Annotated in this window: 24 protein-coding genes and 1 tRNA gene; 10 read left to right on the forward strand and 15 right to left on the reverse strand. The window is 39.0% G+C overall.

What is annotated here, in order from left to right; all coding sequences use genetic code 11:
- Positions 1–2: 2 nt before the first annotated feature.
- Positions 3–1,166 carry a cytochrome P450 gene (locus tag BUR11_RS13095; RefSeq protein WP_074225443.1) on the reverse strand — a complete coding sequence of 388 codons (1,164 nt, stop codon included), beginning with the start codon at positions 1,164–1,166 and terminating at the stop codon, positions 3–5.
- Positions 1,167–1,338: 172 nt separating this feature from the next.
- Between BUR11_RS13095 and BUR11_RS13100 the strand changes: the two genes are divergently transcribed.
- A complete protein-coding gene (locus tag BUR11_RS13100) occupies positions 1,339–2,181 on the forward strand; it encodes an AraC family transcriptional regulator (RefSeq protein ID WP_074225444.1) in 843 nt (280 codons plus the stop codon).
- Here BUR11_RS13100 and BUR11_RS21105 read toward each other — a convergent pair.
- The gene (locus BUR11_RS21105; RefSeq protein ID WP_143185992.1) at positions 2,120–2,437 is read right to left on the reverse strand and encodes a LamG domain-containing protein; all 318 of its coding nucleotides are present in this window, start codon (positions 2,435–2,437) and stop codon (positions 2,120–2,122) included. The genes BUR11_RS13100 and BUR11_RS21105 overlap by 62 nt on opposite strands.
- A 1,056-nt stretch (positions 2,438–3,493) precedes the next feature.
- Between BUR11_RS21105 and BUR11_RS13105 the strand changes: the two genes are divergently transcribed.
- Both BUR11_RS13105 and BUR11_RS13110 read left to right on the forward strand, forming a co-directional pair.
- On the forward strand, positions 3,494–3,730 hold the full coding sequence (locus tag BUR11_RS13105; RefSeq protein ID WP_074225445.1) for a ribbon-helix-helix domain-containing protein: 237 nt from the start codon (positions 3,494–3,496) through the stop codon (positions 3,728–3,730).
- A 4-nt stretch (positions 3,731–3,734) separates the two neighbouring features.
- A complete protein-coding gene (locus BUR11_RS13110; RefSeq protein WP_074225446.1) occupies positions 3,735–4,007 on the forward strand; it encodes a type II toxin-antitoxin system RelE/ParE family toxin in 273 nt (90 codons plus the stop codon).
- A 117-nt stretch (positions 4,008–4,124) separates the two neighbouring features.
- Here the strand turns inward: BUR11_RS13110 and BUR11_RS13115 are convergent, their stop codons facing one another.
- From BUR11_RS13115 to BUR11_RS21230, 7 genes are all read right to left on the reverse strand, one after another.
- The gene (locus BUR11_RS13115) at positions 4,125–4,592 is read right to left on the reverse strand and encodes a hypothetical protein (protein ID WP_074225447.1); all 468 of its coding nucleotides are present in this window, start codon (positions 4,590–4,592) and stop codon (positions 4,125–4,127) included.
- 192 nt (positions 4,593–4,784) lie between these two features.
- Positions 4,785–5,447: a hypothetical protein gene (locus BUR11_RS13120; RefSeq protein ID WP_143185994.1), complete on the reverse strand. Its 663-nt coding sequence runs from the start codon at positions 5,445–5,447 to the stop codon at positions 4,785–4,787.
- Positions 5,448–5,615: 168 nt separating this feature from the next.
- Entirely contained in the window at positions 5,616–5,819 is a 204-nt protein-coding gene (locus BUR11_RS13125; protein ID WP_074225449.1) for a hypothetical protein, read from the reverse strand.
- A 141-nt stretch (positions 5,820–5,960) separates the two neighbouring features.
- Positions 5,961–6,209 carry a hypothetical protein gene (locus tag BUR11_RS13130; protein ID WP_074225450.1) on the reverse strand — a complete coding sequence of 83 codons (249 nt, stop codon included), beginning with the start codon at positions 6,207–6,209 and terminating at the stop codon, positions 5,961–5,963.
- Positions 6,209–6,541 carry a hypothetical protein gene (locus tag BUR11_RS13135; protein ID WP_143185996.1) on the reverse strand — a complete coding sequence of 111 codons (333 nt, stop codon included), beginning with the start codon at positions 6,539–6,541 and terminating at the stop codon, positions 6,209–6,211. Before BUR11_RS13135 ends, BUR11_RS13130 begins: the two co-directional genes overlap by 1 nt.
- Positions 6,542–6,547: 6 nt before the next feature.
- The gene (locus BUR11_RS13140) at positions 6,548–7,447 is read right to left on the reverse strand and encodes an RHS repeat domain-containing protein (RefSeq protein WP_200800409.1); all 900 of its coding nucleotides are present in this window, start codon (positions 7,445–7,447) and stop codon (positions 6,548–6,550) included.
- A 77-nt stretch (positions 7,448–7,524) separates the two neighbouring features.
- On the reverse strand, positions 7,525–8,238 hold the full coding sequence (locus BUR11_RS21230; RefSeq protein ID WP_200800410.1) for a hypothetical protein: 714 nt from the start codon (positions 8,236–8,238) through the stop codon (positions 7,525–7,527).
- 444 nt (positions 8,239–8,682) lie between these two features.
- Here BUR11_RS21230 and BUR11_RS13150 point away from each other — a divergent pair, with 444 nt between their 5' ends.
- A complete protein-coding gene (locus BUR11_RS13150) occupies positions 8,683–10,059 on the forward strand; it encodes a Fic family protein (RefSeq protein ID WP_074226127.1) in 1,377 nt (458 codons plus the stop codon).
- 220 nt (positions 10,060–10,279) lie between these two features.
- On the opposite strand, the gene BUR11_RS13155 is transcribed toward BUR11_RS13150, so the two are convergent.
- Positions 10,280–10,352, reverse strand: a tRNA-Met gene (locus BUR11_RS13155).
- 315 nt (positions 10,353–10,667) lie between these two features.
- On the opposite strand from BUR11_RS13155, the gene era reads away from it, so the two are divergent.
- The 4 genes from era (at position 10,668) to BUR11_RS13175 (ending at position 13,840) form a co-directional block, all read left to right on the forward strand.
- Entirely contained in the window at positions 10,668–11,561 is an 894-nt protein-coding gene (era, locus tag BUR11_RS13160; RefSeq protein ID WP_074225454.1) for a GTPase Era, read from the forward strand.
- Positions 11,562–11,563: 2 nt separating this feature from the next.
- Entirely contained in the window at positions 11,564–12,877 is a 1,314-nt protein-coding gene (gene der, locus BUR11_RS13165; protein ID WP_074225455.1) for a ribosome biogenesis GTPase Der, read from the forward strand.
- Between the two features lie 76 nt (positions 12,878–12,953).
- Positions 12,954–13,151 carry a hypothetical protein gene (locus BUR11_RS13170; RefSeq protein ID WP_074225456.1) on the forward strand — a complete coding sequence of 66 codons (198 nt, stop codon included), beginning with the start codon at positions 12,954–12,956 and terminating at the stop codon, positions 13,149–13,151.
- 65 nt (positions 13,152–13,216) lie between these two features.
- Positions 13,217–13,840: a SprT-like domain-containing protein gene (locus tag BUR11_RS13175; protein ID WP_074225457.1), complete on the forward strand. Its 624-nt coding sequence runs from the start codon at positions 13,217–13,219 to the stop codon at positions 13,838–13,840.
- A gap of 42 nt (positions 13,841–13,882) precedes the next feature.
- Here BUR11_RS13175 and scpB read toward each other — a convergent pair whose 3' ends face one another.
- From scpB to BUR11_RS13190, 4 genes are all read right to left on the reverse strand, one after another.
- Entirely contained in the window at positions 13,883–14,443 is a 561-nt protein-coding gene (gene scpB / locus BUR11_RS13180; RefSeq protein WP_074225458.1) for an SMC-Scp complex subunit ScpB, read from the reverse strand.
- Positions 14,444–14,451: 8 nt separating this feature from the next.
- On the reverse strand, positions 14,452–14,835 hold the full coding sequence (locus tag BUR11_RS13185; protein WP_074225459.1) for a TraR/DksA family transcriptional regulator: 384 nt from the start codon (positions 14,833–14,835) through the stop codon (positions 14,452–14,454).
- Between the two features lie 253 nt (positions 14,836–15,088).
- Positions 15,089–15,259, reverse strand: a complete 171-nt coding sequence (locus tag BUR11_RS21175; RefSeq protein ID WP_159439229.1) for a hypothetical protein — start codon at positions 15,257–15,259, stop codon at positions 15,089–15,091.
- 67 nt (positions 15,260–15,326) lie between these two features.
- Positions 15,327–17,102 (reverse strand): lamin tail domain-containing protein, encoded by a 1,776-nt coding sequence (locus BUR11_RS13190; RefSeq protein ID WP_074225460.1) that lies wholly within the window; start codon positions 17,100–17,102, stop codon positions 15,327–15,329.
- Positions 17,103–17,347: 245 nt separating this feature from the next.
- Between BUR11_RS13190 and BUR11_RS13195 the strand changes: the two genes are divergently transcribed.
- Together BUR11_RS13195 and BUR11_RS13200 are read left to right on the forward strand one after the other, a co-directional pair.
- Positions 17,348–18,337 (forward strand): aspartate-semialdehyde dehydrogenase, encoded by a 990-nt coding sequence (locus BUR11_RS13195; protein WP_074226128.1) that lies wholly within the window; start codon positions 17,348–17,350, stop codon positions 18,335–18,337.
- Positions 18,337–19,524: a class I SAM-dependent methyltransferase gene (locus BUR11_RS13200; RefSeq protein ID WP_074225461.1), complete on the forward strand. Its 1,188-nt coding sequence runs from the start codon at positions 18,337–18,339 to the stop codon at positions 19,522–19,524. Before BUR11_RS13195 ends, BUR11_RS13200 begins: the two co-directional genes overlap by 1 nt.
- Positions 19,525–19,537: 13 nt before the next feature.
- Here the strand turns inward: BUR11_RS13200 and BUR11_RS13205 are convergent, their stop codons facing one another.
- Complete coding sequence (locus tag BUR11_RS13205; RefSeq protein ID WP_074225462.1) at positions 19,538–19,795, reverse strand: DUF4834 family protein; 258 nt, start codon at positions 19,793–19,795, stop codon at positions 19,538–19,540.
- Positions 19,796–19,804: the final 9 nt, after the last annotated feature.

The raw sequence follows: 19,804 nt of genomic DNA on the forward strand, positions 1-19,804 counted from the left end.
CTTTATTGGGTTGTTGCATTGAATTTCACACTGATTTTATGGTAACCTACCTTTCGTTGGAATTTGCCCCATTTTTCGATATTCTCTTTCATATCAAGAATGTCTATTGATTTAATTTTCTCCGAAAATTCTTTTACTAGAATTCTCATAATCTGTCGGGCATGTGTAGCTCCAAGGCAATTGTGATGACTAAAACCAAATCCCACGTGCGGATTAATTTTTCGGTCCAAAACTATTTCATTCGGATTTTCAAAAACATTTTCATCCCTGTTGGCAGATGCCCAACATAAAGAAACCCGACTATCTGCTTTTGCTGCATGCTCACAGACAATTGTATCTTCAGTTACTACCCTACCCATATGCGTCAAAGGCGAAAAGTATCTGATCATTTCTTCTACTGCATTAGTAATGATTTCAGGCTCCTTTCTCAGCCTTTCCAAGGATTCAGGATGATCTGCAAAATAAGCGATTGCATTGGTGACTGCATTAATTACTGTATCACGACCTCCGGCGAAAGTCAAAACCATCACCCCTTTTGCTTCTTCTTTGGTCAGCTTTCTCCCATCAAAATCTGACTGCATAAGTACCGAATACAAGTCATCAGATGGATTGGCGATCGCACGATCAAGTTCACGGTCTATATAATCATAAAGTACATTGGCTTTATCCGCATCCAAAGCTTCTCCTTCACTACGAAAAACGTGTGTCCCCCAGGATATCCAGGTTTCTGACTCTTTGAAAGGCGTATTGAGCAAAAGCGTCAGGGCACGGGACTGTAAGGGAAGCGCAAATTCATTGACCACTTCCAGGGATTCCTTAGCCAACATCTCCTCAATAATACTTGAGACTATCTTAGTCAATGCTTCCTGATAATCCGCATAAATGGGACGCTTAAACCATGCTTCCAAAACTGATCTGTATGCTCCATGTTTTGGAGGATCCACTTCAAATGGAATCTGCCGCGTATCACGAATATTCACTTCAGAGGGAACGACAATCCTTCCAGGAATCGTCTCTGAGGTAAAGGTCTTGTAATTATGTGCAGTCTTCCTGACATCTTTGTGTCGCAGCAACATGGTCACTGGATCATTTTGGTCATCTACAGTCTCATAGCCACATTTGGATCTCTGCGTTGCAAAAGGATCGGGTATTTCACTTTTTTTCATGGAGTTCGGTTTCAGGTTAGGGCCTTGTTTCTTGATTTACAATAATTGCCAAAAAACTATTCAGATAACTTCCCTATTTTCACCAATAAGTAATCTATTATGTCGCCTATATATATTTTTGGGAAAAAAATTGATTAAATAGTAAATTTAACCGTACTATCACTACGAGATTTTGAAGCCAATTTTAGAACCCATCCCCTTAGGAAATCAGAAATCTATCTTAGGTTTCTGTTTTGATAAAAAGGATTTTGAAACACCCTGGCATTTCCATCCTCAGCATGAGCTGACCTACATTGAAGAAAGTGTGGGAACCAAATTTATTGGGGACTATGTAGGTGGATACCAGCCAGGAGAATTGGTTTTGTTGCGATCAAATCTTCCCCATTGTTGGAAAAACAACACCTCTCAGGCATCAAACTCCAAATCATACGTAGTACAATGGAATTTGGGGATTTTTCCCAAAGTGCCAGAATTAGACTCAATTCATCAATTGTTAAAGACAGCCTCCAGAGGTTTGATTTTTGACAAGGAGCAGGTGAATCACCTAATTCCTCTGATTAAAACCTTCCCGGATTTGTCAGGGCAAGAGCTTTATATTCAACTTCTGGGCATACTTTCAGCACTTAGTAAAGCATCCTATAACACACTTTCAGCCGCGAGTTTTACAGATGATATTCCCAGCGAATACGGCACACGAATGGCCAAAATCCATGACTTTGTAGGAGAAAATTTTGGGAGGAAAATTTATCTAAAAGAATTAGCGGATTTAGTAAATCTCTCCGAGCAATCCTTTTCAAGATTTTTCACCAAGATGATGGGAAGGCCATTCTTTACCTTTCTGAATGAATATAGAATAAACCATGCAGCGAGGATGCTGTTGGACACGGAGGAGCCCATAGCGCAAATCGCCTATGCCTGTGGTTACGATTCACTTCCTTTTTTCCATAAGAAATTCAACGAATCCTACCAAGTATCGCCTGCAAAGTACAGGAAACAGTTTTTCCAGAAAAGCTAAAATATGATCGCCTATTTTTTTCCACTGGCTTATACACTCTTATCCACTTCACTCTGAAGGTATGATCCTCTACATTGGCCAATTCTGAATCAATAGGCGTGTAGGTTTCTGATTGTAAACCTGATTCAGGACTGGATCTCCAGGTTTGATCCTCCACATTGATGATGATATCCATTTCCTTACTCAACCCGGTTCGTGTATCCTTGGCAGTATTCCCGAGCTCTTCAGCATTCGTATAAAATTTTGGATCGATCATATCTTTGCCCAAAACCCTACGAACCAATTCCCCTTCAATTTAATATTCCAAATCCCAAGAATCTTTCCAACTGACGCAATATCGATGAAACTCTTTCTTCTAGGTTGCACCAACTATGTTTCATGAACCGGAATCTGTAGGCTGATAATCCTAATAGAGTGTCTTACATGAATCCATTGAACTGAGTAAAAACCGTGTCTCTTTAAAGATATTAAGACATGATTAGGAGTTTCTAAAGTTTGCCAATTTAAGCCATCTTTTTATTCACTTTCCAAATCTTACTTAGGGTGTTGTGCTTCAAGATTAATAAATTCAGGTTTAAATCCATCATAGATAAATGACTTTAAAGAAAGCGTCAAATTCCAATTTGAGATGAGTCATGGAAATTCAGAGTAATTGAAAAACAATAATTCCAAAGAATAAACTAACCTCTGGAATTTGTTGAAAAGGAAAGTTTAAAATATTTGAAAAAAATGAATCTAAAAGTGGAACAAAATTGACTCCTTTGGAATCATTTGGAATTCATCATTACACAAACCGCATCAGAAACCCTATAAAACACAAAAAGCCGATCAAAATTGATCGGCTTCGTAGTAGCGGGAACAGCGCTACAAACTTATCCTGATTTTCAGCAACTTATAAGAAAAGAGGGACAAAAAGGGGGACAGGTTCATTTTGCTTTTACATTTTTAAATTTATTTAAATCGAACCATTTTGAACCTCTAAAAATGTAGCTCTATATGCTGTATAAGCACTTTTCTTGTTTATGGTTTTTGAATGATCTTTTTTCTTTTTGATGTGAAATCAGAAAACGAACCTGTTTTAAGCAGGGTCAAAATCAGAAAACGAACCTTTGAATTTCCTGCAATTTTGAAGGTATTTGAGCCGTCTCTGGATTGAATTCATTTGAAAGGATTAGAATCACTTTTCTCCCTCGTACAATTCGTACGGTACGAGGGGTACGAGCCGTACGAGATGTACGAATTTTAAAATCCCGAAAATATAAATCAGAAACAAATAAATTACGGTGTATATTTACACCGTAATTACACAACTATGGCACGTCAAACAATAACCGTTACAGAACCGAATGATCGCTGGTTGAAGCAGAAAATTGAGGAAAATGAATATGCTAGTAAAAGCGAATTGATCAACGATTTGATTCGCCGTCAGCGAGAACAGGAATTAGATAGAATCTGGTTAAAAAATGAACTGATTAAGGGCGAGAAAAGTGGCCTTTCTACCAAGACAATGGCCGAAATTCTAAAGGAGGCTAAAAGGCGGGGAAAATAAGACCATGACTTTTACACTTAGTCTTCAAGCAGAGGAAGACCTAATTCAAATTTATCTCTATGGATTGGAAACGTTCGGCAAATTACAAGCCGAGCGATACTTCAACTCTTTGGAAAAAACTTTTGAGAGGATTGCTCAAAATCCTGAAATGTACCCCATGGCAAATGATATCAGAACTGGCTACCGGTACTGTGTTCATAGCTCACACACTATCTACTTTACTTCAGAGGAGCAGTTTAACATCATTCGAATAATTGGGAAACAAAAATTCACATGAAACACCCCAATTAGCTATGAATCTCATTTCAGCCTCGTACAATTCGTACGGTACGAGGGGTACGAGCCGTACGAGGTGTACGAATTTTGGATTTTGGTATATAGGGAATTCAACCACTCAGTTTTTCATGCTTCCTATCCAGTTGGTATGGCTGGACCAGTACCTCAACTGGTAAGTTTTGGGGGCCACATATTTCCCCAAAACTCCCAGTTCCACACTGTCCCCTTGTTGTACTTCCTGGCTTCTAGATGGGCCCAAAATCCTCCCTCTATCTGCATTTAACCAAGCTGTGGCATACCCCGCTGGGGTTTTATTGTGCTCAGCAGCTCCTTGTCTCGACTCTCGGATGTTCTTGAAATATTTCTCCTCTTCTTCGGCATTTTCTGGTTCGATGGTAGCGATACGCATAGCCGAATTTGGAGCCCTGACCACTTGCCTGACATTTCCTAGATGATCCTTAATAAAGAATTCATACTGGAAAACAGAACTCTCCTTAGAAGCCCTACCTTCTTCATAGATAATATAGGAAAGGGAATTGTTCTCAACCGATAACAGAGTCGTAAAGTCTAGCTCTGTCCCTGACACGATTCACTTATATACCCATCCCCTGTATTTTCCAACAGTATTTTTAATCAAAAACATTTACTTATGGAAGATTATTATCAATATTAAAATCAATAAAAAAAGTAATGATAAACTTATCATCAATCTCCAACTAAACTTATTCCAAGGCATTAAAGGCATTATTTTTTTAATTTAATTTGACATGTTTTATTACTATTGATTGAAATTCATTGGTCCATCATTATATATAAATTCTGATGGAACATAAATAGGCAGAGGAAATGGCCAACGAATCAACTTCTCAAGATAAAAAGTTTCAAAAATACTCACTCCAATATTACCTATTGAAATTCTATTTTCAGGCTTTTGAAGCATTGGGAAATACTCCTGTAAATCTTTCCCCATATATGTTTCCCAGAAATTAAATGATGAACCTGGAATAGAATTCCAATCCTTATCAACCCAGAATGTATTGCCTCTTTTATCAGACATTTTAAAATAAGTGATGCCATCCAAGTCCTTGGTATTCCCCACATATCCATATCCTTTACCATTTTCTCTTGGTATTTCATTTGGAGCCACTTTTTGTTTCGGTTCCCTATTTCCTGAACAACAATCTTTATTCCCTTGATTATTATCATTTTTCTTGATATCTGAAAGATAACCTCCATCTTCTGTATGGCTCCATACAAACCCGATATCTATTTCTTCACCATACCCTCCTTTTACTGTCTGGCCATTATCCTCATCTTCCTGACTCATACTTTCACCAGATGTAGTAGTACTTCCTGCCACAGAATATGGCTCCATCCCATCTGGGTCAATAAATCTGATAGGATTGTCAAAAGCGTAATTATAGGGAGAATGTCGAGTCATTTTTTCGGCCATCGGATCCAAAACGAACCATCTTCCAATAGCCGGATTCCCGATACGCTTCGCTATCGGGACAGGCTATACATCCTAGCTCCGAAATCATACCCACGATAGCAATCGGGGTCACTCCCAAGTAGCCGTTTGCCTCCCACGCTGCATGCTGGCTCTTCGCTAAAATGATCCAAAGGGATCATTTCTTAACGCTAAACCCTCATTATAAAGATATGGATTCACTTTGATACCTGCATACTGATAGCCCAACCCAGAAAGTTCCACTCCCCAGGGGTCATAGTGGGTTTCCTGGACGATCAGAGGTCCTGTACTTAGGATTCTGAACTGGTCAAACCAGACATTGTCATCGGTCTCATTGACCAAGTAAGCTTCTATGTAGCCGTCTTTTTTGACCGCTATTTTCTGGATCAGTTCCTCATGTTTGTTCCTTGATTTTTTGGAAATGGTATCCTACGCTCAACCTGGCTCTTCACTCAAACAGTCCACTGGACTGTTTCTTTACGCTCAGCCCTCCTGTTCATACAGATTGCTATCTGCATCATATAGTGCATAGCCCATATATGCCTCTGGTACAGGTTTCTGTTGCAGCTCGGTGATCACCAAGGCTATCACATTGGCAATGGCGATTTCATTTGGAGAAGCTGCGAGATTTTGCCCATACTCGCCTAGTGTACGGATGATTTTCTGATCCAAGCCCGTTCTTACAAACGTCGCAGAACTAAGTCTTAATTTCTTGAGGGAGGGGCCAGCCATTAATCTAAACAGTTAAAATCAAGATTCATTTTATCCAACAATCTTTCCTCCCTATATATAAAAAAAATAGTACTATTTTTAGCTTTAAATACTGAATCACCGATTATAATTTTCTCCCAAAAGGGATCATATTTATAGTCCGTAGGAAAATAGTATTTACCATTTCCTTTTTCGCTGTTGACCTCCAAAACCTTTTTACCTCTATCCCATTCATATACCTTTAAGTTTACAACTTTTCCAGAGAATTCTTTAGAGTTTTGTTCATTAATAAAATCACAATAACTGCATGAACTAATCATTAGTATAGCATATACATATAATATTTTTTTCATTTTAAATTATCTAAATAATTGTGATAAATTAAAGCTATAACTAACTCCAGCACCAAAACTTGATTTAATAGGAAAAGTAGGACTTATTCCTAATGCAATAGAGTATCCAGATACCTGATTGAAAACAAGCTTTCCATTGTTGAGAGTAAAGGAGTGACTTATTGAGTAATTTGATGCTCCATAAAAAACAGATGGACCTGATAAATCTCTGTGTTGAAGAGGGCCATTCGAATTATATCTAGAAACTTTTCCTCCAACTCCTACATCTAGCCCAAGACCCAAAGAATATGTTAAATACGTTTCCGTTGTAAGCTTTCCTTCTTGGTTATACGCTCTAATTCGATCTATTGAGAAGCTTGCTCCCCCGCCAGGTGTTAAACCATTCAAATAAATGCCTCCAGAGTTGAAGGCTGAAATATTCGAAGTTCTAATTTGAGTATAATTAAATCCAATATTTCCAAATGTACTATTCGCAAGACCTTGAGCGTACCACCTATCTGCTGCCCTCCCCAGTACTCCTGGAAACGACCGCGGTGCAGTTACAGTAAACTCCTCAAGATTAATATTTATACATTCAGGACAGTTATCTGCGCCTCCTTGATTGCCAGCTGAAGTCGATGGGTCGGAATTATCACTCCCTCCCTTCGCTTTCTTTTCGTCATCCTTCTTTCTACCGTCAGTTCCATGAACATTTCCATTTTCATCGACGTCCACGTAGCCATCGTACGTCATCCCCCCATTCGGCTCGATGGGTGCCATCCCATCTGGATCAATAAACCTCAGCGGATTATTGAAAGCATAATTATATGGAGAATGTCGTCGCATCTTCTCAGCCATCGGATCCGATACAAACCATCTTCCAATAGCAGGATCATACATCCTGGCTCCGAAATCATACAGGTTCACTCCCAAGTGGCCGTTTGCCTCCCACGCTGCATGCTGGCTCTTCGCTAAAATGATCCAAAGGGATCATTTCTTAACGCTCAACCCTCATTATAAAGATATGGATTCACTTTGATACCTGCATACTGATAGCCCAACCCAGAAAGTTCCACTCCCCAGGGGTCATAGTGGGTTTCCTGGACGATCAGAGGTCCTGTACTTAGGATTCTGAACTGGTCAAACCAGACATTGTCATCGGTCTCATTGACCAAGTAAGCTTCTATATAGCCGTCTTTTTTGACCGCCAGCTTTTGTATCAGTTCCTCGTGTTTGTTTCGTGCCTCTTTTGATAATACTACCTTGCCCTGTTCGTAAAGGACCGAATCAGAATCATAGAGAGCATAGCCCATATAGGCCTCCGGGGCAGGTTTTTGCTGGACTTCTGAGATTACCAAGGCAATCACATTGGCATTGGCGATTTCATTAGGAGCAGTTGCCAAATTCTGACCATACTCGCCTAATGTTCGGATAATCTTTTGGTCCAATCCTGTTCGAACGAAACTAGCCGGGCTTAGTCTGACTTTCTTAGGATCCACATACTTCCCAAAAATCCCTACCTCTACGCTGTCTCCCTGCTGAACTTCCTGACTTCGGGACGGCCCGAGTATCCTCCCCCGATCCGCATTGAGCCAGGCCGTCGCATACCCTCCAGGAGTCTTGTTGTGCTCACCCGCTCCCTGTCTGGATTCCCGGATATTGTCAAACAGCTCTTCCTCCTCCTCCGCTTTTTCCGGTTCCATTGTGGCGATCCTCATTGCAGAAACCGGAGCTCTCACTACCTGACGAACATTTCCCAGGTGGTCTTTGACGAAAAATTCGTATTGAAACGCTGAATTCTCATAGGCCGCGCGTCCTTCTTAATGCATGATATAGGACATCGTATTGGCTCCTGAATTGACTTTTTCAAACACAAATTCCCCCAAATAATCTAAGGTGGTTGTGGCCCCTTCTACATTTAACTGACGAACCTTCACTCCTTCCGCATTGTACCAATAGATGAGGCTTCTACCTGTCTCTGAGAAGACAATAGACTTGGGCAGGTTTAGATGATTGTAGGTAATGACAATGCTGTATTGATCATTTAAAAGTATTGAACCACTTTTTGACGCGATTTAACTATTGTGTCAATTATCGTGACGCTATTCTTCTTATTGCGTCATTTTTATGCTATTATTGTCGCGATACAAATGGGATTAAAAATGGAAAATCGAGATGAGCTCCAACTGATTAAAGATATAATTGCATCATCTGATGGAATAGGAATAGAACAACTCCTTCGATTGCTCCCATTTCAAATTGAAAAGAGAGCGCTTCAACGACGACTAAAAAGCCTCATAGAAAAGAATCTGATTCTAAAAAAAGGTGAAGCTCGATCCACAAAGTATTATGCAAATGTCCCTGAACAAACCCATAATTCTGGAAAGATAAAATCAGAAAAGGAACTTCAATCGACCATTCCCCTTTCACAAGAAGGCAAAGACGTTTGGGCCTTGGTCTCACGTCCTGTAGCACAACGAAAACCTGTCGGATACGAACGAAGTTTCCTGGAAAATTACCGTCCCAACATCGACAGCTTTCTTAGCGGAGAAGAAAAACAAAAACTGGCTGAATGGGGAAATACCAGGAATGGAGAACAGCCAGCAGGAACCTATGCCAGAGAAATATTAAATCGCCTTTTGATCGACCTATCTTGGAATTCAAGCAGACTGGAAGGGAACACCTATTCCTTGTTGGATACAGAGTTGTTAATCCACAACGGAAAAACCCCCTCGAACAAGTCTCCGATGGAAACCCAGATGATTCTCAATCACAAGGAAGCTATCGAGTTTTTGGTAGAATCGTCTGATGGGGTGGGCTTCAATCGCTACACTTTTCTTAATCTCCATGCCCTGCTTTCAAACAACCTGTTGCCAAATCCGGCTGCATCCGGCAAGCTTAGAACATTTGGCGTGGGAATCACCAATTCGGTATTTACTCCGTTGGGAATTCCGCAACTCATCGAAGAATCCTTTGACCTAATCCTGGAAAAGGTTAGCCAAATCGAAAATCCATTTGAGCAGGCTTTTTTTGTATTGATTCAACTTCCCTATCTCCAACCATTTGATGATGTCAATAAGCGAGTATCCAGATTGGCAGCCAATATTCCATTAAACAAACATAACCTTGCCCCTCTTTCATTTATAGATGTACCAGAAGAAAGCTATATCAAAGGAATGCTTGGCATTTATGAATTAAATCGCATCGAATTATTCAAGGATGTGTTTCTGTGGGCCTATGAGCGGTCTGCCTTAAGGTATGCGGCCATTCGTCAGTCTCTTGGCGAGCCGGATCCTTTCCGAATGAAATACCGGGAGGAAATACGCGGGATCGTCAGCCAAATCGTAAGCAATGCAATGGGAAAAGAAGAAGCATCCCTAGCAATAAAATCTGAAGTAAAAAAATTGCAAGAACCAGATAGATCCCGATTAGCTGAAGTAGTAGAAACTGAACTACTTGGATTACATGAAGGAAATTTTGCACGGTATCGGATCAGACCTTCTGAATTTTCTGCTTGGAAAATGAAATGGGATTCCTAGTTAGAAAAAAAAATAACGAAAACCATATTAATACTCTCGCAAACTGCTTAATTCTTGGCTTCACTATGCTCTAAAACCTTAAAAAAGAAAAAGGGGACGAATTGGGGGACAGAATCGGGGACAATTCGAATCAAATGGAATTGACTCGAATTTACATACCGCAGCAGAAACCCTTTTAAACACAAAAAGTTGACCGTAAAACGATCAACTAATTGTTTAGTAGCGGGAACAGGACTCGAACCTGTGACCTTCGGGTTATGAGCCCGACGAGCTACCAACTGCTCCATCCCGCGATATATTTTTAAGCTTTTAAAGCTAATTTTTCTATTCTGAATCTGCCCTTGTGGCGAATTGTGATACAAAAGTAGTGGTTTAAATTTCAAATGCAAAATACCATACCAAAAAAAATTTGATTCAAGGCTAACTTCCCTAATCTATCCAATTAAAAGAAAAAACAATTTGCGCTAAGCCCCTCAAGAGCAATCTGTTTAGCCATCCAGGAAAAACTTCTTTAAATCTTTTAAAAATCACCAAATTTTATTTTGCTGAAAACCCAAAAAGTCCTGTATTGTCTAAAAATCAAGTACCTTTGTGGAAAATTTCTCAGAATGACTCAAGTAAAACACCAAGCCGGATTTGTCAATATTATTGGCAAACCCAATGTAGGAAAATCTACATTGATGAATATCCTTGTTGGAGAGAGGCTTTCCATCATTTCCTCGAAAGCCCAAACCACCAGGCATAGAATCTTAGGCTTGACCAATTCTGAGAATTACCAAATTGTATTTTCTGATACTCCGGGGATGCTCAAGCCTCAGTATGAGCTTCACAAAAACATGATGAGTTTTGTCAACATCTCCCTAGAAGATGCGGATATCATCTTGTTTGTCACAGACCTGTATGAAACAGATGAGGAAATTGAAGAAGTGATTGAGAAAATCAATCAATCTGGAATCCCAGTCATCCTAGTGATCAATAAAATAGACCTAGCCAAAGAAGGTCAATTAAATGCAGTGACCGAGTATTGGACTTCCAGAATTAAATCTTCAGTAGTAATCCCAATTTCGGCCGGTGAGAAATTCAATACCGATAAAATTTTACAGGAAATACTAGCCAGACTTCCTGAGCACCCGGCTTTTTACGATAAAGAGGAACTTACTGACCGCTCAGAAAGGTTCTTTGCCTCTGAGATTATCCGTGAGAAAATCTTCAAAAACTATAAAAAAGAAATCCCTTACAGTTCCGAGGTAAACATTGAAGAATTTCATGTAAAGAACAAAATCATCCGAATCCGAGCTACTATTTATGTAGAAAGGGATAGTCAAAAAGGGATTATCATCGGTGAAAAAGGGAAAGCTCTAAAAAAAGTAGGAATTGAAGCGAGAGAGGAGCTAGAAAAATTCTTTGGCAAGCAAGTCATGCTCGAAACCTTTGTAAAGGTGGAGTCAGACTGGAGAAAAAATAAATTGAAACTGAAAAAATTTGGGTACGACCCAACTTGATTATGGCAAATATTGTAGCAATTGTAGGTAGACCCAACGTAGGTAAGTCTACTTTATTTAATAGACTGGTAGAGGAGAGAAAAGCGATCGAGGACAACATGAGTGGTGTGACCCGGGATCGTCATTATGGCCATGCTCAATGGATCGGTAAATTTTTCTCAGTCATCGATACGGGCGGATATGTGACCGGTTCGGATGACATTTACGAAGCTGAGATTAGAAAGCAAGTAAAACTTGCCGTAGAAGAATCGGATGTAATCCTATTTGTGGTGGATTGCCACGACGGATTAACTGATTTAGATATGGAGTTCGCAAATGAACTGAGAGGCACAGAGAAGCCCATTTATATTGTAGCCAACAAAGCAGATAACCAAGACCTCAGCTTTATGTCTGCTGAGTTCTATTCTTTAGGAATCAGTGACTTTGAGGTATTTCCAATTGCTGCTGCCAGTGGTAGCGGAACAGGAGATTTATTGGATAAGGTTGTTGAACATTTTGAAGATGAAGGCACAGAAGACCCTGATGCCGGTATCCCTAAAATCTCCATTCTAGGAAGACCCAATGTGGGTAAATCATCTTTCCTGAATGCCTTACTAGGAAAAGAAAGATCAATCGTCACCAATGAAGCAGGTACGACCAGAGATGCTATCCATACGAGGTACAAGCTTTTCGGCCAAGACTTTATCATCACTGATACTGCAGGGATTCGGAAAAAAGCCAAAGTCCATGAAGACATTGAGTTTTATTCCGTGATGAGATCTTTGAGAACTCTTGAAGAATCCGATGTCATCATAGTCATGGTAGATGCTACCAGAGGTTTAGAGGCTCAGGATATGAACTTGATTTCCTTAGGTATCAAAAATAATAAAGGTATCATGATCATGGTCAATAAATGGGATCTGATTGAAAAGGACCACAAGACCATGAATAAAGTGAAGGAAGATATGCTAGAGCGTTTGGGAGAAAACAAGTGGATCCCCATAATTTTTACATCAGTGACAGAGAAGCAACGGATTTTTCAGGCAATTGAACTGGCAGTAAAAGTTTATGAAAACAAAACCCGAAAAGTGCAGACTTCTAAACTGAATGATGTCATGCTTCCTGAAATAGAAAAATATCCTCCACCAGCATGGAAAGGGAAGTACATTAAAATCAAGTATGTCACGCAATTACCTACCAAAAACCCTGTTTTTGCCTTCTTTTGCAACCTTCCTCAATACATTAAATCTCCTTACACTAGGTACTTAGAAAATCGTTTAAGAGAGAACTTTGAATTCGACGGAGTACCTGTAAAAATTATTTATAAAAACAAGTAAAAAATATTTAAACGGTCACTTGTTTAATTGCGAAATCCTATAATACTTTGTACTGTAATTAAGAAAATCACAACAAATGAAAAAAGTATTTGCAATTTTCGCAATCTCCAGCGTAATGTTCGCTACTTCTTGCGGTAACAAAGAAGTGAAAGAAGAGACTGTAGAAGTAACTGAAACAGTAGAAACTGTTGAAGAAGAAGTGATCATTGAAGAGTCTACTTCTGACTCTACTGAGGTTGTAATCGTTGAAGAAACGGTTGAAGAGGTAAAATAAAAGAAACCACTTCCTAAAATTGAGAGTCCTGAAATTTCGGGACTCTTTTTTTTGTATTTTACGCCATGCTTGCTCCCCCAAAATTGGAAGAAGTTTTCTCAAAACACTTACCTGCAAATGCGGTTAACCCTTGTCTTAAACTTTGGGAAGAAAAACCATTCCATTTTAAAATTACGTCTAGTAGAAAAACCAAACTCGGAGACTTTAGATACAGGAAGGACCAGCAGTTCCAGACCATCACCTTAAATGCTGATCTGAACCCTTACCAGTTTCTTTTAACTTTTGTCCATGAGGTAGCCCACTTACATGCATTTCAAAAATTCGGATATGCTATTGCCCCTCATGGGAGAGAATGGAAGTCTACGTTCCAACAACTTCTTTTTCCTTTTTTGATGGAAAATATCTTTCCGATAGATATTCTAATTCCTCTCAAAAAACACATGAGAAACCCAAAAGCAAGTTCGGCTACGGATCTGTTTTTGATGAAGGAAATGAGTAAATATGACAAGCATCTAACAGGAAATGCCACCTTCTTTTTATCTGACCTAAAACCAGGAAGTAACTTTACTATTTCTGGAAGAGTGTTCAGAAAAGGTGAAACTAGAAGAACACGAGTCCTTTGTGAGGAGGTGAATACTGGAAAAAAATACTTGATTGCTCAATTGGCAAAAATACAGCCTCTGGAATAGAATCAGTTTCCAACTGATTACCCCTCAACAATTAGTATTATATCACTCTTTCTCCTCTCCAATCTGGTTTTCAGGTTGGGAAAAATCTTTAGGTTGAGGAAGATCCTGAATGGAATTAATGCCAAAATACTCCATGAATTTGTCGGAAGTACCAAAAAGTAATGGTCGCCCTATTCCATCTGATTTACCTTTGACTTCCACCAATTCTTTCTCCAATAGCTTTTGAACTGAATAATCGGAGTTTACCCCTCTTATTTGCTCAATATCCCCTTTGGTAACAGGCTGCTTATAAGCAATGATAGAAAGGGTTTCCAACTGAGCAGTGGACAATCTTTTTTGGGATTGTTGCTTGAGCAGAATACTAATACTAGTCTGGTAGGCAGGTTTGGTTAGGAATTGATAGCCTCCACCTAGATTTTCCAATGCAAAAGAAAACTCTTCTGAATCGTACTTTTCCCTTAACTCTTCAATAGCTTTTTGGACATGATCTTTGGGCACCTCAGCCTCAAACATTTCTGTAAGACACTTCCCAATTTCATCTACCCCCAATGGGGAAGGGGCACAAAATATCAATGCTTCAATATGCCTATGAAGAAATTCCAATGATCAGATTACTTTTTAGCTAGTTTCGCTTCAATTGAATGCATGGTATGAGGAACAGCTTTTAATCGCTCCTTGGAAATTAATTTTCCTGTATCCACGCAGACACCATAAGTTCCATTTTTAATACGGATCAAGGCATTCTCCAAATTGATAATGAACTTTTGTTGCCTAGCTGCTAATTGATTGAGGCTTTCTCGCTCTAGCGTGTCTGCACCATCTTCAAGCAATTTTGATGTTGAGGCAGTAAAATCAGTCCCACTATCATTTTTCTTGCTCAAAGTTTCCTTTAACGAATGTAATTCTTCCTTAGCTACTGATAACTTCTGAAGAATGATCTCTTCGAATTCTTTTAGCTCACTCGCAGAGTAAGCGGTCTTACCTTCCTGACTCATAATACGCTGGGATTAGATGATATACTTGGGACGAATAATTTCAATAAATGTTCCCTAAAATACATTTAGCTAGCTTAATTACAAAGATTAAGTACGGAGAAGAATTTAAAAAAAGAAGGAAACGGAAACTAAATTAAACTAAAAAATAAAAACACTTCTCATTATCAAGCCATTATAAATTCCAGCACTTTTTCCAAAGTTTTATTTATTGATAAATATGATTTTAATCAGAGGGATGGAATAAAAAAAGCTGTTATGCAACAGCTTTCTCTTCACTTAAAATTTTCTCTAATCTTTTTTGCAGCACCAGAAGATCCACGTCCATTCTATACTTCATCAGCAAATATTGATGTACTTCTTTAGGGTCTTTTCCTTGTTGTATGCAAAGATTCTGTAGGGCAAGGGTAATGAGGTCTCTTTCCATAGTTCTCCATTTATTATATCTAATTTATTTATTTTTCCTGTCAACTAATAGAAATATTTCAAGAAAGTTAAAATTGAGTCGCTACCACCATCGTTTTTCTAAATCTGATTACCTCTCCCTGTAAATCAAATAGTTCCACCAACAAAACATAATAACCCGGCCTTACCTTTCTTCCTGAATCATCCGTACCACTCCAATTATACATTCCTGAATTACCTAAAATTGCATTTCGATCCAATACTTTAGCAATTCTACCCCCGACATCATATATTTCAAAGGCCCCCACCCAACCAGGCTGGTCCAATTCGTAGGATATTACAGTGAGCGTATTCCCATTATTTCCTTCCGGATCAAATACCTCTGGACTAATGGTGATCAGCTGTGATTCAAATTCTCCAGTAAATGAATTGGAGTTTTTCTTGCCAGGGGTTCCATAGTCCTCTAACCCAGATGCGGAATGCCAATTACTTTTTAAATTGGATGGAACGTTAATGGATATCCTTTCCAAGGACACTCCTTTGGGATCTCTCAATAATGGATGGTGCATTTCTTCATCAAACGAAAATTCTTCCAACAATTCTTGTTCTTCCGAAAGTAGCACCACTGTTCCTCCACTAATAGGATAACTGGGTAAGGTAGACACCTGAAGAAAATTCCCATTTGACGATTTCGGGAAATCCTGTTGAAGCAAAATCGTATCTGTGGTAATAGCCAAATAGGATTGAGGAGGAAAAATAAATCCGGATTCACTAATCTTCTTGAGTTGACCCGGAAGACCATTTGCATCCAGATTTCCCAACTGAAGGCCCCCGATTTCCAAGTAATTCGAACTCCTATTGTATAGTTCTACAAACTTCGGCCTTCCAGATTGAGGATTAAATAATAGCTCATTGATGACAACATCTCCTCCCAAAGGACTTGCTGGTAAAATCACAGTTGCTATTGGTGTTTCTAAACCATTCCCAGCACAATCAAGAATAGAACTCAAATTCAGTCCATATTCAATTGATTTTGTAGCTGCACTTTTCAATTCAAGTTTTAAAGTATTAGGCCCACTCAAATATACCGTATCAACACTCAATTCAGGTATTTGAGAAATATGTAGATTAATCTCTTTTCCATGAGCAAGAGGATTTGAAAAAGTCAAAATAGCCAAAGAATCATTATCCAATCTAACCAACTCAGGCTCTTGACCATCCAGTTTATAATTGAGTTGGATAATAGAAAATACCGGATCAATAGCTTCGGAAAACAACATCTGAATTTCATTTTCACTAAAACCTCGAACCATTTGAACAGTAGGAGGCACAGTGTCTTCAGCTATATCTCCAAACACAAAATCATCCATGAACCAACGAGCACTAGTCCCAGCTCCAGTCCCATATCGTACCTCCAGCTTAAAATATAGTAAATCACTCCCCTGAAACTGATCTGGAATATGAATTTCAAAAAGACGAAATTCCTGTTCCTCATTTGGAAACTCCACAAGGGAACCTAAAACCTGGGGAGTTAAAAAATTCTCATTTAAACTATTAGACCAAGAAGAGTATACTTCGGCAGCCCTGCTTCCATTTCCATTCTTACTGGATTTGGCCAAAAATTGGATTTTTGGAGCAGTAAATTCTGAAACGGAAAGCCTGACTATTAACTCACCATTAAAGGTTGAAATTGGTTGAACCGCTAAGGCATGGGATTGATTAACTCCATGATCTTTCCCCTGAAAGATTCTAGAACTGGAATTCCTTACCTCATTCCCATACCATCCTGGTAAAAATTGGGATGGAAAGCTTACCGGATTAAAATCAAGTTCGAAGGCTTGAGTTTGTGCATGAACTTCTGACACTTGGTATAAAAGCAGTGCAAAAAAAAAGATGAACCAATAAATTAAAATCCAAAAATAAAGGCTTCATAGTTTATTAATTAAAAAATTATTAACTAAATATAATGATGAATATTAAACTATTAGTAGATTCAGAATAGAATTTTAACTCGAGTTTGATAATTTTTTTAGCAGATTATCCTGAAAATGAACCCATAGCCATTACTTTTGCAATCCAAAATAAAAACAACCTATTAAAAACCAGTCTGATGAAATTAGCAGTGGTAGGAGCTACCGGTTTGGTGGGCTCCGAAATCTTAGAGGTGCTGGATGAGCACAATTTCCCTTTTGACGAACTTCTATTAGTTGCTTCCGAGCGATCTGTAGGTAAACAGATTGAGTACAAGGGTAAACAGTATACTGTGATAGGACTTGCCGAAGCTGTTTCATTAAAACCTGAAATTGCAATTTTCTCAGCTGGCGGAGGCACCTCTTTGGAATGGGCTCCAAAATTCGCAGAAGTTGGAACCATCGTAGTAGACAATTCTTCTGCTTGGAGAATGGACCCAAGTAAGAAGTTAGTGGTGCCCGAAATCAACGCAAAAGAACTGACCTCAGAGGATAAAATCATCGCAAACCCAAACTGTTCTACCATCCAAATGGTATTGGCATTGGAGCCTTTGCGTCAGCGATATGGAATTAGAAGAATCGTAGTTTCCACCTACCAATCAGTGACAGGAACGGGAAAGGCTGCAGTAGATCAAATGATGGCAGAACGTGCAGGAGAGACCCCTGAAATGGTATATCCTCACAAGATAGATATGAATGTACTTCCTCACATTGATGTATTCCAACCAAATGGATATACTAAAGAGGAAATGAAGATGATCAACGAAACCAAAAAGATCTTCTCTGATGATAGCATTCAGGTAACTGCTACTACCGTTAGAATCCCTACTATGGGTGGACATTCTGAGGCTGTAAACGTGGAGTTCAAAGAGGATTTTGATCTAGAAGAAGTTAGAAAATTACTTTCTGAAACTCCCGGAATCATTGTTCAGGACGATCCTGCCAACTTTATATACCCCATGCCTATCCATGCTCATAAGAAGGATGAAGTGTTTGTAGGAAGATTAAGAAGAGACGAATCTCAGGCAAATACCTTGAATATGTGGATCGTGGCTGATAACCTTCGAAAAGGTGCAGCAACTAATGCCGTTCAAATCGCAGAGTATTTAAAAGAACATAGCCTAGTTTGATGAACTGGGAAGACGTTCATAGTCCCGAATTTCAAAAATTTGTGCAGGATCATCTCCAGGAAGATCCTGCACTTTTGCTTTTTAAATATCAAGGAAAAACAAATTTTGACCTGAAAGCTGCTGTCCATCAAATCGCAGCTAGGCAGAAAATTTCCAAGAAGCTTCCCTCCTGGGCAAAAGACCCAAACCTTGTGTTTCCAGCCAGTATTTCCCTAGAGCAATCATCATCAGAAGAGACTGCCTTATTCAAATCCAAAGGTCTTTCAGGAAAATGGATGATCGATTTGACTGGTGGGTTTGGTGTGGATTCCTTTTATTTAAGTCACGCTTTTGAAAAAGCGACCTATTGTGAATATCAAGAGGAGCTTGCCCAAATCGTTTCCAATAATCTGGAACACCTTGCTCCTGGCAAATTTGAATTCGTAGCGGGTGATGGACTAGCTCATTTATTATCCAGCAAACTCACCTATGACCTTATCTATGTGGATCCTGCCAGAAGAGGTGATGGCAATCAGAAGTTATATAAGCTCCAAGACTGTCAACCTGACGTAGTTTCTGTTTGGGACCAGCTTACGGAAAAATCAGAACAAATTTTGATCAAAGCTTCTCCCATGCTGGACATTTCCCAAGCATTTTTAGAATTACCAGATCTTCAACTGATTCAAATCGTATCTTCAAAAAATGAGGTTAAGGAACTTCTGTTACATTGGAAAAAACGAGAAAACTTATCCAAAAAAAGAATTGAAATAAATGATTTGGGAAGTGATCTACCGGCATTTTCCTTTTCCATGGAGCAGGAAGAAAAAGCTGTGTCTGAATTCGGAGAGATCGCCGAATATCTAATTGAACCGATGAGTGGAATTCTAAAAGCTGGAGCATTCAAGCTATTCGGAAATCAATTCAAATTGAAAAAACTCGAGCCAAATAGCCATATTTTTACCAGTGACTTCCTTCCTGAAAACATTCCAGGTAGAGTTTTTAAAGTCATTCAGGAAGTTGCGGCAAATAAAAAAGAGATCAAGAAACTTTTTCCAAAGGGGAAAGCAAATGTAATCACCCGAAACTATGTTCAAGGTGCAAACGAGCTGAAAAAGAAATTAGGATTAAAAGATGGTGGGGAGGACTTTTTAATAGGTACTAAAACCAACAATGGCTATAAATTAGTCTGGTGTAAAAGAGTTAAATAAAAAAAGTGAAGGATTAATCCTTCACTTCTTCAAAATCGACGTAATCACCGCCTTTAATATCTTTCTGTCTTTTCTCTTTAAACTGCTTAGGCACATAATCCACTACCACCTCATCTTTTGGTCTGGAGGCGTGAGCCTGGGCCCTCTGCTGTTCTTTTGCAGCTTCGTTTACCTGTTGGGCAAATTTAGCCAACTTAGATCTGAGAAAGTATCGGATTAGCTGGCCCAAAAGCCAGCCAACTCCAAGAACTATGACAAGAAATTTTATCAAAACTAATTA

The organism is Algoriphagus halophilus (genome assembly GCF_900129785.1).
GTDB lineage: Bacteria > Bacteroidota > Bacteroidia > Cytophagales > Cyclobacteriaceae > Algoriphagus > Algoriphagus halophilus.

Coding starts and splice junctions, on each gene's coding strand:
- BUR11_RS21230 (WP_200800410.1), bottom strand. CDS start 8,238: ATGAGGATCGCCACAATGGAACCGGAAAAAGCGGAGGAGGAGGAAGAG.
- der (WP_074225455.1), top strand. CDS start 11,564: ATGGCAAATATTGTAGCAATTGTAGGTAGACCCAACGTAGGTAAGTCT.
- BUR11_RS13095 (WP_074225443.1), bottom strand. CDS start 1,166: ATGAAAAAAAGTGAAATACCCGATCCTTTTGCAACGCAGAGATCCAAA.
- BUR11_RS13175 (WP_074225457.1), top strand. CDS start 13,217: ATGCTTGCTCCCCCAAAATTGGAAGAAGTTTTCTCAAAACACTTACCT.
- BUR11_RS13135 (WP_143185996.1), bottom strand. CDS start 6,541: ATGAAAAAAATATTATATGTATATGCTATACTAATGATTAGTTCATGC.
- BUR11_RS21175 (WP_159439229.1), bottom strand. CDS start 15,259: ATGGAAAGAGACCTCATTACCCTTGCCCTACAGAATCTTTGCATACAA.
- BUR11_RS13130 (WP_074225450.1), bottom strand. CDS start 6,209: ATGGCTGGCCCCTCCCTCAAGAAATTAAGACTTAGTTCTGCGACGTTT.
- BUR11_RS13185 (WP_074225459.1), bottom strand. CDS start 14,835: ATGAGTCAGGAAGGTAAGACCGCTTACTCTGCGAGTGAGCTAAAAGAA.
- BUR11_RS13200 (WP_074225461.1), top strand. CDS start 18,337: ATGAACTGGGAAGACGTTCATAGTCCCGAATTTCAAAAATTTGTGCAG.
- BUR11_RS21105 (WP_143185992.1), bottom strand. CDS start 2,437: ATGATCGATCCAAAATTTTATACGAATGCTGAAGAGCTCGGGAATACT.
- BUR11_RS13195 (WP_074226128.1), top strand. CDS start 17,348: ATGAAATTAGCAGTGGTAGGAGCTACCGGTTTGGTGGGCTCCGAAATC.
- BUR11_RS13170 (WP_074225456.1), top strand. CDS start 12,954: ATGAAAAAAGTATTTGCAATTTTCGCAATCTCCAGCGTAATGTTCGCT.
- BUR11_RS13120 (WP_143185994.1), bottom strand. CDS start 5,447: ATGACTCGACATTCTCCCTATAATTACGCTTTTGACAATCCTATCAGA.
- BUR11_RS13150 (WP_074226127.1), top strand. CDS start 8,683: ATGGAAAATCGAGATGAGCTCCAACTGATTAAAGATATAATTGCATCA.
- BUR11_RS13110 (WP_074225446.1), top strand. CDS start 3,735: ATGACTTTTACACTTAGTCTTCAAGCAGAGGAAGACCTAATTCAAATT.
- BUR11_RS13105 (WP_074225445.1), top strand. CDS start 3,494: ATGGCACGTCAAACAATAACCGTTACAGAACCGAATGATCGCTGGTTG.
- era (WP_074225454.1), top strand. CDS start 10,668: ATGACTCAAGTAAAACACCAAGCCGGATTTGTCAATATTATTGGCAAA.